The following is a 12,621-nucleotide window of genomic DNA, read 5'->3' on the forward strand; positions in this document are numbered from 1 at the left end:
GATAGAAATGACCGAGCAAACCTTATCCGGAGGCCAGCTTTCAGATGGAAGCCGTGGCTTCATGATGGCTATGGGGGCTTATGGTCTTTGGGCTATTTTGCCCTTCTATCTCAAGGCTTTGTCACATCTCCCCGCACTTGAAATTGTCGCACATCGCGTAATCTGGTCGGTGCCAGTTGCGGCGATTTTGCTACTCTTCATCGGACAATTTCGCACGATCCTTGATGCTCTGCGCAAGCCGCGAATGCTTGCAATGGCTGCACTGACCGCTGCACTTATCACTGTAAACTGGTCGGTTTATGTTTGGGCTGTTGCGCATGACCAGATTATCGGCGCCGCACTCGGATACTATATCAATCCACTATTCAATGTGGTTTTGGGCGGGCTGTTTCTCGGTGAGCGGCTGTCAAAAGTGCAGTATGTTGCAGTCGGCTTTGCATTTGCCGCTGTTCTCGTTCTGACTCTCAATGCTGGTGGCCTGCCTTGGGTTTCACTGGTGCTACCGCTGACATTTGGTCTTTACGGGTTTTTCCGCAAGTCTTTGCCTATGCCACCTTTGCAGGGCTTTACGCTTGAAGTGGTTATCCTTTCAATCCCGGCGCTTGGCTATGTTTTCTGGTTGATGGCCAATGGTCAGGATCATTTCTTCTCAGGCACTATGTCGAACGTTTCGCTGCTGTTGCTTGCAGGACCATTCACTGCAATTCCGCTGATCCTATATGCTGGCGGTGCAAAGCTGCTGCGTTATACGACGCTTGGCCTTATGCAGTATCTTACGCCTACGCTGCTGTTTATCTTCGCAATTTTCATTTTCCACGAGCCATTTTCGAATGCGCAGCTCGTAGCTTTTGTTCTCATCTGGACAGGCCTGATTATCTACACGTGGTCGTCTTTGTCGGCGCATCGTAAGGCACGCGCCAGAGCCTGATAAATTTAACTTGAGCGTTTGAGCTTCTATCTCCGGTGGATTATGGCCACCGGAGCCATAATTTGGCCGTGCTCTGGCCCTCTGGTCCGTTTGTTATTTCAGATGGAATTTGGAGCCGCTCACTGCATGCTGTTTCGTGCTGCCCGCAGAGATAAGCAGATTCACGTTGTTGTATCGCCAGATCTCATGATCCGGTCCAACGACGCGCATGCTGCTGCTTTGGCTGAGCATACGAAATTGCCTCCGCTTTCGCAGCGTGCTCTCAAGCCACTAGAACGCGTACGCTTTTCAATTCACACACATCGACGCGCTTGTATTGCGCTGGCGTCAGCTACGCTTCTGGCGGGTGGCGCAATGGCTCTGGTGACGGGAGGTTTGGTGCGACATGGACATGCTTCACAGCCTGTGATGATCGATCCTACCACGCTGGTTCACAGTCATGCGGCCATGAAAGAAGCGCGGCTGGTTCCTCAGAATGAAGTTGATGAGAACCGACGCATTGCCAAGCGCATCGATATTGCCGAAGGTACCGACGATGGAGAAGCGACGCTCTTTACCTATCAGCATGTCATCCTTGATTTGAAGAATGAAGGAAGCGGGCGGGGTCTGCTCGATCTGGCATCGGTACGAGGTAAACGGCGAGGGGAGAAAACCTCTGATCAGCCAGATGAAATTTCAGCGCTTGCCAATCAAAAAGGTGTGCCGCTGAATGTAAGCTTTGCCAAGCCAGCGGATACGCCTCACAAAAAAGCGCACGAAATTGTTCTCGCTCCACAGTCGCGCGAGAAGGTGGGTGTACTCATGCAGGCGGCGGATGTTTCCGCTGACGATGCAGCACATCTGGAACAGGCGCTTGGTCGAAAAGACCTCGTTCCTGGTGATAATCTGGTTCTGCTACTCGATCAGTCGCAGGGCAAGCCAGCGCATATAACCATGGCACGGTTCAGACATGGTAATGCATCAGATTCCGTTTATGGACGGACAGACGATGGTGTTTTCCGCGCGAATGATAATCAGAGACTTTTCGCGCGTCTTTCTCATGATGCTATGTTGTCCGCATCGCGCCAGCCCGCTAAAAAAGTAACGGATGGATCTGTTCAGTCCCGGCTTATTGCAGCAGGGGTACCGAGCGAAGTCGCGGATGATGTGAAGAAACTCGCGGCTGAGAATAACGTATCGCTTCAGAAGGGCGCCAACGGGGTTGATAAAATCGACCTCCTGTTTCGTGAGAGCGTGGATGCCGATCCTGAGCTGGTGTTTGTGGAGTTTACTACAAACGGTCAGGCCAAGCGTCTTTACAGGCATGAAGTCGAGGGAAACGCTGACTATTTCAACGAAGATGGTTCCTCGATGACCAAATACCTCATGCACAAGCCACTACCAAATGGCCGGTTGAATGATGGTTTTGGCTGGCGTGTGCATCCGGTTTTGCATGTCCGCAAACATCATAATGGCGTGGATTACGATGCACCGATCGGCTCGCCGATTGTCGCTGCGGGAGATGGAACGGTTGAGCTGATTTCGTCGCAAAAGGGTTATGGCAAGTATGTGCGCATTCGCCACCAGGGCGGCTACAGTACCACCTATGCTCATCTCTCCGGAGAAGCGAAGGGGCTGAAAGTCGGCCAGCATGTGAAGCAGGGTGAAGTGATCGCTTATGTGGGATCAACCGGCTACTCGACCGGACCGCATTTGTATTATGAGCTCAAAGTCGGTGATCATTATGTCGACCCGCTCAAAGCACAGCTCAATGCGGGTGAAAAGCTGACAGGTTCATCCATGTCGAGCTTCCGCTCGGAAATGGATCATGTCGATAAGGTTTTCAAGCAGATGAATTTGGCGCCACTGACAAGTGACGCCAAAGATGGTTCAAAGATGAATTGAATCACACTGGCCGGTAAGCATTGGCCAGTGCAACAAATTCTTCGACGCTTAGCGTTTCGGCGCGCCGGGTACCATCAATTCCGGTCTTTTCCAGAAGTTGTGCGCCGCCGACAGGCTTGAGGCTCTGACGCAGCATTTTTCGGCGTTGCCCGAAGGCTGCCTGCGTAATCTGGCCCAAAGCATCCGCGCGACATGGGAGCGGCTCTTCACGCGGCGTGATATGGACGACCGACGACATAACTTTCGGCGGAGGCGTAAACGCCTGTGGGGGCACGTCGAAAGCAATTTTCGAATGCGTACGCCAGCCTGCCAGAACGCCGAGGCGCCCATAATGATCCGTATCAGGTGCGGCCACAATACGCTCGCCAACTTCACGTTGGAACATCAGGGTCATCGAGGAATAAAAGGGTGGCCAAGGCTCTGTCAGAAGCCAGTTGAGCAGCAATTGTGTTCCCACATTATAAGGCAGATTAGCCACGATGCGTGGCTTCGGGCCATCCGGAAAGAGAGCTTTGAAATCTTGCTCCAATGCATCACCGGAAATAATGCGCAAACGTCCCGGATAATGCGCTTCGATCTCTGCAAGAGCATCAAGGCACCGTTCATCGCGCTCAATTGCGGTGACAATAGCACCCTGAGCGAGCAAGGCGCGTGTCAGACCACCCGGACCGGGACCGACCTCGATAACCGGCTGATCTTGCAGATTGCCTGCCTGTCGAGCGATCTTCGATGTTAGGTTCAGGTCGAACAGAAAGTTCTGCCCAAGCGACTTTTTAGGCATCAGGTCATGCCGTTCGATGACCTCACGCAGTGGCGGAAGATTGTCGATGCTCATGATTTCCGCCTTGCTTCGTTTTCGGCGAGTTCCTGTGCCAGCCTTATGGATGCTATAAGACTGTCAGGGCGCGCTATGCCTTTTCCTGCAATGTCGAAGGCAGTTCCATGATCAGGGGATGTTCGGATAAATGGAAGCCCGAGGGTAACATTGACCGTCTCGTCAAAAGCGAGAGCCTTCGCCGGAATAAGCGCCTGATCGTGATACATGCAAATGGCGACATCATAAGTCACGCGTGCTTGTGCATGGAACATGGTGTCAGCAGGCAATGGTCCCCAGGCATTGATGCCCTCACGCTGCAATTCTTCGACTGCTGGCCGAATAATAGCATCATCTTCCTTGCCCAGTGCACCCCCTTCACCCGCATGAGGATTGAGGCCGGAAATCGCAATACGAGGTGCTGCTATGCCAAAACGATCCGTCAGTTCCTGCGCCGTGATGTAAGCCACTTCCAGAATATCATCCTTGGTCAGTAAGCGCGGGACGTCGACGAGAGGGATGTGGATTGTGACTGGAACGGCACGTAGTTCGGGGCCAGCCAGCATCATTACCGGAATGACTGTGCGTCCGAGATGTTTGCTAGCGAGTTCAGCGAGAAACTCCGTGTGTCCGGGATGTTTGAAACCTGCATCGTAGAGCGGCTTTTTGGCAATCGGGCAGGTGACAACGGCTGATGTTTCGCCACTCAATGTCAGCGCAACGGCGCGTTCTATTGCTTCAATAACACCTGCTGCGTTTTCCGGCAGAGGTTTGCCGGGGCTTTCCTTATGCGTGTTTTTCAATGGCAAAACGGGCAGTTTTACATCAAAGACGTCGCAAGCATCGGCAGGGGTGCTAATCGTTGCGATTGGCACATTCAGGCCAAGATGCTGCGCGCGGTCTGAAAGCTGCGCCGGATCGGCAATGAGCAGAAACGTTGGCAGAGAAAGCTCTTTGCGCTGCAACCATGCGCTGAGAGCAACATCAGCTCCAACACCTGAAGGATCGCCAATGCTGACGGCGAGCGGAGGAACCGGGTGAATAGTCATAGCTGTTTATCTCGGCTGATGAAATAAGGGGGCAGACGCCCCCTCAAATTATACGGTCAGTTTTGCACTGCCAAGGCTCTGGAGCGAAACTCAACGATTTACAATCGTTGCCTTTTCGCGCAGCTCAGCAAGATACTTCTTGCTCAGATCATCAGCCTTCTTTTCCTGTCCCGCTTCGGAATCGGTGCCTTCCATGGAGAAGACAAGCTGCGCGACTCGGTCATCGGAAACTTGACGCGTCGAGCATACGGCTAGAATTTCAACACCTTTTTCGGTGTCATGTGGAGGAGTTGCGCGGTTTACGCCAGCAGCTTTGACGTCTTTGGCCCATTCGCCCGGAAGTTGCTGTTCGATAACCCGACCGAGATCGCGAACTGTAACGTCGATCATGCCCTTGGTTAGCTGACGGGTAGTGTCGCAGCTCTGGAAGCGCGAGCGCAATGCATTTGCTTCCTGGCGACGCTTGCCGAGCAGAGCAGGCGAACGCTTTGCATTTGGAACGACGAAAATAACCTGCTGCAGATGGTATTCAGTTGAGACAGGCTTTTTGCCGCCGTCTTTCAGCATACGCTGAACAGCGTCCTGCTCGCTAACCATCCCAGTGGCGCGGAAGCGCGCGCTGACGAGGCGACCCCAGCCCATCTGGACCATGATGTATTTCTTGAAATGATCAGGTGTAATGCCAGCCTGATTCATCAGCTGATTAAGCTGAGCGACGCTCATCTTGTTACGGGTCGCAAAGCCTGCATAGGCCTGATCGACTTCCTGATCGGAAATGTTAATGCCGCGCGATTTCATTTCGACGCGCTTCAGCATTTCTTCAGTCAGTTCTTCACGAGCAACCTGATTAAGATTGCCGCCTTTACGCTGCAGTTTCAGAAATGCGGCACGGCGCTGAATATCGCCGTTGGTGATTGCATTGCCGGAGACAATGACCTTGACCTCCGTTCCGCCGGCAGCAAATGCCGGTGTCAAAGTCGCAGCCGTTCCAAGCGCCGTCACACATACGGCAGCGCCCAGCAGGGAGGCGAATAGAGGTCTTGCAAACATCATCTTTATTTCCCGATTTCCTTCAGGTCGGCGAATGACAAATTTCACCGGATGTGTCCAATCTTACTAGTCATCTGACGCAAGTTCAAACTGAACAAGCATATCAGAGGCCAGACATATTATGATGCCTGTATAGAGGAGCCAAAGCGGCGAAACAATGACCCTTTAGCAATTTACGAGGTAATTAAAGGTACTTAACTGAATAAAATCGATAAAAAAGCGAACGTTATTTGAAATGATTAAGTGATGCTGCGGCATAAAAGGAAAGAGCGGAAACAAGTTCGATTGTTTCCGCTCTTTGGAAGTTTAGAAGGTTTGAGCACCGCTGCCAATGTCGCCGAGTGTTCTGAACGATATATTGAATCCAACGCTATGAGATGCCTTGTCCTCACCCGGATTACGGGTTTGAACGTAAGCCATCGAGTAGGTGAAGCATTCATCGTCATAGGCAAGACCAGAAGATGCGCGAACAAGTGTATCCGACACAAGGTCATAAGTGCCTGAACCGAAGACACGCCAATTAGCATCTAAACGTGCAGTAGCAGCACCCGTAACTTCCTGCCGGAGCTCTGAATAACCATAAGCCGGCTGCGGAGCGATGTAAGCATACTGAGCTGAAACCGACAGCTTCTGCCAGTTTTGCTGTACTTCGAGTTCGCCACGCTTAACGTCTAGGTTATCCTTGTCAAAACGTCCGCGTGCAGCCAGTGCAAGACCGGTCGAATTAGAGGTGCCGATCATTGCAACATAATCGGAACGTGCATCCTGAAGACCGGAATCTGCCCCTACATTCAGGAAATCGCTGGTGCCATACGAATTCACACCGCCGAGCTGGAATGATTGCCCTGCGAGAGCATACAAGCCCCAGTCGCTATTGCTGAAGTTGCCCGAATAGCGAAGACCGAGATTGGCACGAGTGCCGCCTTCCACACGGTCATAGCCAGAGAACTTGTCACGCGAGAACAGGTTCGTAGCATCAAACACGAAGCTCTGTGCATCTTCGTTCGGAAGTTCGCCCGCGTAACGTTCGTTGTTGCGCATATAGATCTGCGCAATCGGCTCAAGAATATGTGTCGAGCTGGTGCTTGAGAACAAAATCGGCCAACGCAATTCCAAACCGGCGGTAGCCATTGCGCGCAATGCTTCGGAGCGAACTACGGCGTCGGTGTAACCCGCAACAGCTGGATCAAAGTTCGTATTGGCACTGATAGCATCACCGCGCAGAGCCAAAAGCGGCGTAATTACCAAACCAGATGGCGTGATAAATGTACGCTTCCACTCAGCTTCCGTCGTAAGACGCGCATTTGTGCCGCTGAAACCAGGGATGCGTGGGTAATAGATCGAATTATTACCTGGATTGAGCGTATAATTCGCATTCTGACGATACAGAACCTGCGCATTGGTGGTGATGTTAAGTTCACCACCATAAACAGGATCAGGCACGGTGTAAGAATAGTCGAGACTTGGGAAAACCCAAGGCTGCTTCGAATGCATTTCCACGTCTTTATACGTAGACGTGAGCGGATAAGATTCCTGCACATTGAAGCGATAGAAGTTGAGGTCGAAGTAATTCCGGTTATTGATGCCGGTTAAATAGATCTTTGAAACCTGAGTTTGTGCGTTATAGCCCTCAAGATTGTAGGTACGGCTAAAATTGCGATCGGTCTGGGCCATTACATCCCAGCCAAACTTCCAACGCGAATTGATATCGAAGTCGCCTTTGGATGCGACCATGCCGCGGTTATCTTCACCGCGATCTAGCGTATTGGTGCTGAACTCACCCGGCTTCATCTGATGAATGCCAGCAATCTGAAGATTATAGGAGCCGTTTTCGAGACGATGACGCCATTCGGCCTGCGTCAGGAAGCCTTGCTTCGTGTAAGCAGTGGTCGAAAGCGTCAGATCGTAATTCGGTGCTAGAGCCCAGAAATATGAGTTCTTGATGCCGAACCCAAGGTCGTCTTTATAGCTGAAACCTGGGAACAGAAAGCCGCTCTTACGCTTGACTGTCGGGTCGGCCATTTCGAAGGCTGGGAAGTAAGCCAACGGAATGCCGAGCAGCTCAAACTTGCCACGTTCAAAACGCACCGTCTTTGTCGCGCTGTTCCAGATAATCTTACGTGCCTTGATCTGCCAAAGCACAGGCTTGTCCGGATCTTTTTCGCAAGCCTGACAGGCCGTGTACACACCGTTATTAAAGGTGGTGATCTCACCGTTGCTGCGCTCAGCGCTTTCGGCTGCAAAACGGGTGTTGTCGGTGGTCTCAACGCGAAGGCCATTCACAAAGCCGTCGCGGAAACTATCCGTCACATCAAGATGGTCGGAGTAAATCTTGTTGCCATCCCGCTCTACAATTTCAACGTTCCCAGTCGCAGTCATGCGACGGGTCTGCTGATTATAGGTCACTTTATCCGCGACGAGGCGATTGCCGTCATATTCAATGCGAACTTTACCCTGAGCGGTAACGACGTTCACATCGCGATCATAGACAAGCTCATCTGCCTGCAGAAGCATACGCGCATTAGGATCGCTCTGGTAATTTGCTCCCAGAGCATCCTGCGCCTGTACCTGCGAAGGAAGGATTGCGACTGAAATGAAAGGTATAGCAAGGGCGCACACCAAAGCAGTCCCGCGTGCAAGACGCGTGAATGAATGGGGCAATACCATGCGGGCGTTACTCGAACCCACTAACCATCCTCCTTATGCAACAAAAAGGAGACACCAAAAAATGTCGCAATAATTACAGGAACCCATGCTGCAACGAATGGAGGAACGAATCCTGCATTGCCGAATGCCTTCACCAGTACCGAAACGACATAAAGCATGAAGCCGGCGACAACGCCACCCAGAATCATCGCTCCGGACTGACCAAACCGCACAAATTTCAGGGACACTGTTGCAGCAATGAGAGTCATGGCCATCAGCAATACAGGCAATGCCAGAAGTGACTGGTATTGCATGTCAAATGCGTTTGCTGAATAACCGAAAGAACGCGCAACTTCGATCTTGTGACGCAGCTGCGTGAATGGAATTGTATCAGGGGAGGCGAGCTTTTCTTCCACATATTCCGGACGCAACTGCGTAGGAATATTGACGCTCTCCAGTTTGCGCGGTTCCTCACCACGCGAAAATCTCGTTACGTCCGTTAATTCCCAATGACCATCCATGAGTTTCGCGGTGCGAGCATCATAGCGATCTCTGATTTTCTTCTTATCATCAAACTGAATGAAGGTAGCGTCGGCAAGCGTTGCCCCGCGATCAAGGATGCTCTTGGCGCCGATGATGGTTTCGCCATCGTCGGTCTTTTGGCGAAGCCAAGGATCACGGAGCGCGGAAACGTCGGTTACCTTGCCGCTCTTCCAGGTCGAAGCGATCTCGTCAGCTTTAGAAAAGCCATAGGCCGCAAACGGATTGAGAATGAAGATGGTGGCGAGGCCAAACAGCAATGCGCCGAAACATGCCGGAAGCAGAAACTGCCAAGCCGAAACGCCAACGGAACGTGCGACAACCAACTCATATTTGCGATTAAGCGAGATGAGTGTCGCCATTGCAGAGAAGAGCGCGACGAAGGGAATCATCTGCTGCATGATGAATGGGACGCGCATCGCAGAGATACCTAGCGCAGCCCATACCGTGTAACCAGGCAGATTAGCGAGTTTGCTGGCGTTCTCGGTAAAGTCGAGCAAAAGTGCCAAAGCAAAGATACCGAGCAGAAAATACAGTGTAATCTGCACATATCGCATGAAAAAGTAACGACCGAGAGTCCAGCCAATCATGCTCGTCCCCCCGTATCTTTGCGGGATCGCCCAAGTAGACGATCTGAAGTAGCTGTTATATTTCGTTTCAATCGGTCGAAGCTATCAAGTATCCGATCGTTCCACTTGTCTGGGAGCCCGACACGCCGTCCTGTTAACAGAGCAAAGCCGGTGACAAGCATTACACCAATCGGCACAAGATACATCATGACGATATATGTCTCGTCCTTATCAGCCCGGTCGGCCGAGAAATAACCCGCCCAGTAAACCAGAAGTGCCGTGCTGATCGCGGAGAAAGAAGCGGATACGCGCGCTTCACGATGTGAGCGGGAGTCGCCAGCAAAAGCGAGCGCGATCAAAGCAAAAACAACTGGATACAGCCATTCGGTCAAACGGCGATGTAGCTCAGCCTTGTAGCGCAGAGGGCGCGTCTGCAAGATCGGGTCGTTCGGATCCGGATTCAGCAGATATGTAAGCGGCCGATCTTTCGCATAGATCACAAAATCATCGCCAGCTGACGTGAATTGGCTCAGATCGAAGGCATAGGAGTTGAACTTGATAATCGAAACCGTGCCGTCTGAAACATCGCGGCGCTGGACTTCACCATCCTTCATCAGCAGCATGTCACCTGCGGGCGTGCTCGCGATGTTGCCATCAGCTGCATAGTAAATCAGATCAAGCGTTGGATCGCGAGAATCTGCAATAAACAGGCCGCCGATGCTGCCATCACCACGGCGCTCGGCGATCTGAATATAGAGATTGTCCGCAAGTTTGCGGAAGCTACCTTCCTGAACAACCACATTCAGCAAATCAGCGCTGGCATTGGCGATCATAGCACGCATGTTCATGCGCGCATAAGGGTCGACATAGTTAGCGACGAGAAAGGAAACGACAGAGATAATCGCTGCGAGCATGAGTATCGGACGCATTACCGCGCTGCGAGGCGCGCCGGATGCATTGATGACAACGAGCTCGGAATCCTGGTTCATTGTCGAAAGTGTCTGCGTAATTGCAATGATCAACGCAAAAGGCATGACAAGAGGAATTGCGGACGGAATCAGCAGCGAACTGAACTGAATGATTGTCTGAATTGATTGACCGCTTGTGGTGAGAAAGTCGACACGTTGCAGTACCTGCACAGTCCACGTAATGCCCACTGCGGCGCCCAACACCGCAAAGAACATAATCGCCACGCGGCGGAGGATGTACAACTCAATCAATTTCATAGGTGGAGTTTACATCCCGGTTCCGTTGAAGGAGCCTGTCCCTAAAGAAACAACGCTCGTAAATGAATATTCAGTCTAACTGCACTTGGCTAAAATTAGCCGAACAAATTTGGTTAACAGATTACTAAAGATTTTCAGCCGAAGCTAGCGCTCGCTTCTCTAAAGGGAGAGCGTGGCTGGTTGCAACCTGTTTTTGCTGAACATAGGTGGGTACGGAAACGGAGCTTGGCAAGTTGTCACCGAAGTTAACGCAAAACTGATTTTCATGATGCGGCGGACTTGCCGTTTCGCCATATTCGTCTCACATGAGTAAGGAAAAGTCGCGACACAATCGTGTCATCTCATTGTCTGGTCTTTGTTTGGAGTTGTTATGTCGAAACGTCCTTCCATTTCTTTCAGTGAATTTTCAGCACCGCAAAAAGGCGTAAGCATTGTTCTGGTCGCCAAGGGCGGCGGCTTCGCAGAAGAAGCAGGCCACGCGGCAGGCGGAGCCGAAAAAATCACTCGAATCGCCGAAATTGCAGGCTTTACAGGTGCTTTGGGCAAGACTGCAGAAGCGATTGACACCTCGGAAGGCGGCGTAGACAAGGTCGTTCTGGTTGGCGTCGGCGACCCCGGCGAACTTGGTAATGATGATTGGATTAAGATTGGCGGCGCAGCTTTTTCGCGAATCGGCAAGGCCGAACGCGCAACCCTAACGCTGGCTCTGCCTGAAACGACAATTGCGGGCGATGAAGCAGGCGACGTTGCTCTGGGTATGATTCTCCGCTCATACGAGTTCAATCGCTACAAGACCCGCAAGAGCGAAGAAAACGCCGAACCGAAGCACGCAGCAAAAATTCATATTCAGACGGCAGATGTTCACAGTGCCAAAAGAGCGCTTGAAGTTGCCGAGGCTGTGGCCGACGGTGTTCTTAAGGCGCGCGACCTCGTCAATGAGCCTGCCAATATTCTCGGCCCTGTAGAATTTGCAGAAGAAGCCGAAAAGCTTGAAAAGCTTGGCGTAAAGGTCGAAGTTCTCGGCGAAAAAGAAATGAAGAAGCTCGGCATGGGCTCGCTTCTGGGTGTTTCACAGGGCTCGGTTCGTCCACCACGTCTGGTCATCATGGAATGGCAGGGTGCCAAGTCCAAGGAGAAGCCGGTTGCCTTCGTGGGCAAGGGCGTTGTTTTCGATACTGGCGGCATCTCGATCAAGCCTGCTGCTGGTATGGAAGAAATGAAAGGCGACATGGGTGGCGCTGCAGCCGTTACCGGCTTGATGCGCGCTCTTGCTGGTCGCAAGGCGAAGGTCAATGCTATCGGCGTGATCGGTCTTGTTGAGAATATGCCGGATGGCAATGCTCAGCGTCCGGGTGATATCGTTACATCGATGTCTGGCCAGACAATCGAAGTGATTAACACCGATGCTGAAGGCCGCCTCGTGCTGGCAGATGCACTCTACTACACCAATGATCGTTTCAAGCCGCAGTTCATGATCAATCTCGCTACGCTGACCGGCGCGATCATGGTTGCACTCGGTACGCATCATGCTGGTCTATTCTCGAACGATGACGAGCTTGCTGATCAGCTTTATGAAGCAGGTCAGGCAACTGGTGAAAAGCTGTGGCGTATGCCGCTCGGCAAGGAATACGACAAGATGATCGATTCCAAGTTTGCCGATATGAAGAACAGCTCAGGCCGCTATGCAGGCTCGATCACCGCGGCGCAGTTCCTCAAGCGTTTCGTGGGCGATACGCCATGGGCGCATCTCGATGTGGCCGGAACAGCTATGGGATCGCCAACAAATGAGTATAGCCAATCGTGGGCTTCGGGTTACGGCGTTCGGCTTCTCGACCGACTTGTCCGCGATAATTTCGAAAGCTGAATTCGATTCAAGAACAATATGTTGGGGCGAGAAGGTGAATCACTTTCTTCG

Annotated in this window: 9 protein-coding genes; 3 read left to right on the forward strand and 6 right to left on the reverse strand. The window is 52.0% G+C overall.

The genetic code is table 11. From position 1 onward, the window contains the following. Positions 1-7 precede the first annotated feature (7 nt). Together rarD and RT142_RS15775 are read left to right on the forward strand one after the other, a co-directional pair. The gene (gene rarD, locus RT142_RS15770) at positions 8-928 is read left to right on the forward strand and encodes an EamA family transporter RarD (protein ID WP_007874321.1); all 921 of its coding nucleotides are present in this window, start codon (positions 8-10) and stop codon (positions 926-928) included. Between the two features lie 126 nt (positions 929-1,054). Further along, positions 1,055-2,812: a M23 family metallopeptidase gene (locus RT142_RS15775; RefSeq protein WP_194778764.1), complete on the forward strand. Its 1,758-nt coding sequence runs from the start codon at positions 1,055-1,057 to the stop codon at positions 2,810-2,812. Between the two features lies 1 nt (position 2,813). On the opposite strand, the gene rsmA is transcribed toward RT142_RS15775, so the two are convergent. From rsmA to lptF, 6 genes are all read right to left on the reverse strand, one after another. Beyond that, positions 2,814-3,647 (reverse strand): 16S rRNA (adenine(1518)-N(6)/adenine(1519)-N(6))-dimethyltransferase RsmA, encoded by an 834-nt coding sequence (rsmA, locus tag RT142_RS15780; protein WP_112805030.1) that lies wholly within the window; start codon positions 3,645-3,647, stop codon positions 2,814-2,816. Further along, on the reverse strand, positions 3,644-4,675 hold the full coding sequence (pdxA, locus tag RT142_RS15785) for a 4-hydroxythreonine-4-phosphate dehydrogenase PdxA (protein WP_215776217.1): 1,032 nt from the start codon (positions 4,673-4,675) through the stop codon (positions 3,644-3,646). The genes rsmA and pdxA overlap by 4 nt, the downstream gene beginning before the upstream one ends. Before the next feature lie 90 nt (positions 4,676-4,765). Further along, a complete protein-coding gene (locus RT142_RS15790) occupies positions 4,766-5,728 on the reverse strand; it encodes a peptidylprolyl isomerase (RefSeq protein WP_007874325.1) in 963 nt (320 codons plus the stop codon). Positions 5,729-6,031: 303 nt separating this feature from the next. After that, complete coding sequence (locus tag RT142_RS15795) at positions 6,032-8,392, reverse strand: LPS-assembly protein LptD (RefSeq protein ID WP_112805026.1); 2,361 nt, start codon at positions 8,390-8,392, stop codon at positions 6,032-6,034. A gap of 20 nt (positions 8,393-8,412) precedes the next feature. Continuing rightward, entirely contained in the window at positions 8,413-9,501 is a 1,089-nt protein-coding gene (lptG, locus tag RT142_RS15800) for an LPS export ABC transporter permease LptG (protein WP_313029859.1), read from the reverse strand. Further along, on the reverse strand, positions 9,498-10,706 hold the full coding sequence (gene lptF / locus RT142_RS15805; protein ID WP_007874331.1) for an LPS export ABC transporter permease LptF: 1,209 nt from the start codon (positions 10,704-10,706) through the stop codon (positions 9,498-9,500). The genes lptG and lptF overlap by 4 nt, the downstream gene beginning before the upstream one ends. Positions 10,707-11,076: 370 nt before the next feature. On the opposite strand from lptF, the gene RT142_RS15810 reads away from it, so the two are divergent. Continuing rightward, positions 11,077-12,570, forward strand: a complete 1,494-nt coding sequence (locus RT142_RS15810) for a leucyl aminopeptidase (protein WP_113159080.1) — start codon at positions 11,077-11,079, stop codon at positions 12,568-12,570. Positions 12,571-12,621 lie beyond the last annotated feature (51 nt).

This window comes from Brucella sp. (assembly GCF_032066345.1).
GTDB lineage: Bacteria > Pseudomonadota > Alphaproteobacteria > Rhizobiales > Rhizobiaceae > Brucella > Brucella pseudogrignonensis.

What these genes read in the sequence shown, in the direction of transcription:
- rsmA (WP_112805030.1), bottom strand. Translation starts at nt 3,647, where the DNA reads ATGAGCATCGACAATCTTCCGCCACTGCGTGAGGTCATCGAACGGCAT.
- RT142_RS15810 (WP_113159080.1), top strand. Translation starts at nt 11,077, where the DNA reads ATGTCGAAACGTCCTTCCATTTCTTTCAGTGAATTTTCAGCACCGCAA.
- RT142_RS15790 (WP_007874325.1), bottom strand. Translation starts at nt 5,728, where the DNA reads ATGATGTTTGCAAGACCTCTATTCGCCTCCCTGCTGGGCGCTGCCGTA.
- rarD (WP_007874321.1), top strand. Translation starts at nt 8, where the DNA reads ATGACCGAGCAAACCTTATCCGGAGGCCAGCTTTCAGATGGAAGCCGT.
- lptF (WP_007874331.1), bottom strand. Translation starts at nt 10,706, where the DNA reads ATGAAATTGATTGAGTTGTACATCCTCCGCCGCGTGGCGATTATGTTC.
- RT142_RS15795 (WP_112805026.1), bottom strand. Translation starts at nt 8,392, where the DNA reads ATGGTATTGCCCCATTCATTCACGCGTCTTGCACGCGGGACTGCTTTG.
- pdxA (WP_215776217.1), bottom strand. Translation starts at nt 4,675, where the DNA reads ATGACTATTCACCCGGTTCCTCCGCTCGCCGTCAGCATTGGCGATCCT.
- lptG (WP_313029859.1), bottom strand. Translation starts at nt 9,501, where the DNA reads ATGATTGGCTGGACTCTCGGTCGTTACTTTTTCATGCGATATGTGCAG.
- RT142_RS15775 (WP_194778764.1), top strand. Translation starts at nt 1,055, where the DNA reads ATGCTGTTTCGTGCTGCCCGCAGAGATAAGCAGATTCACGTTGTTGTA.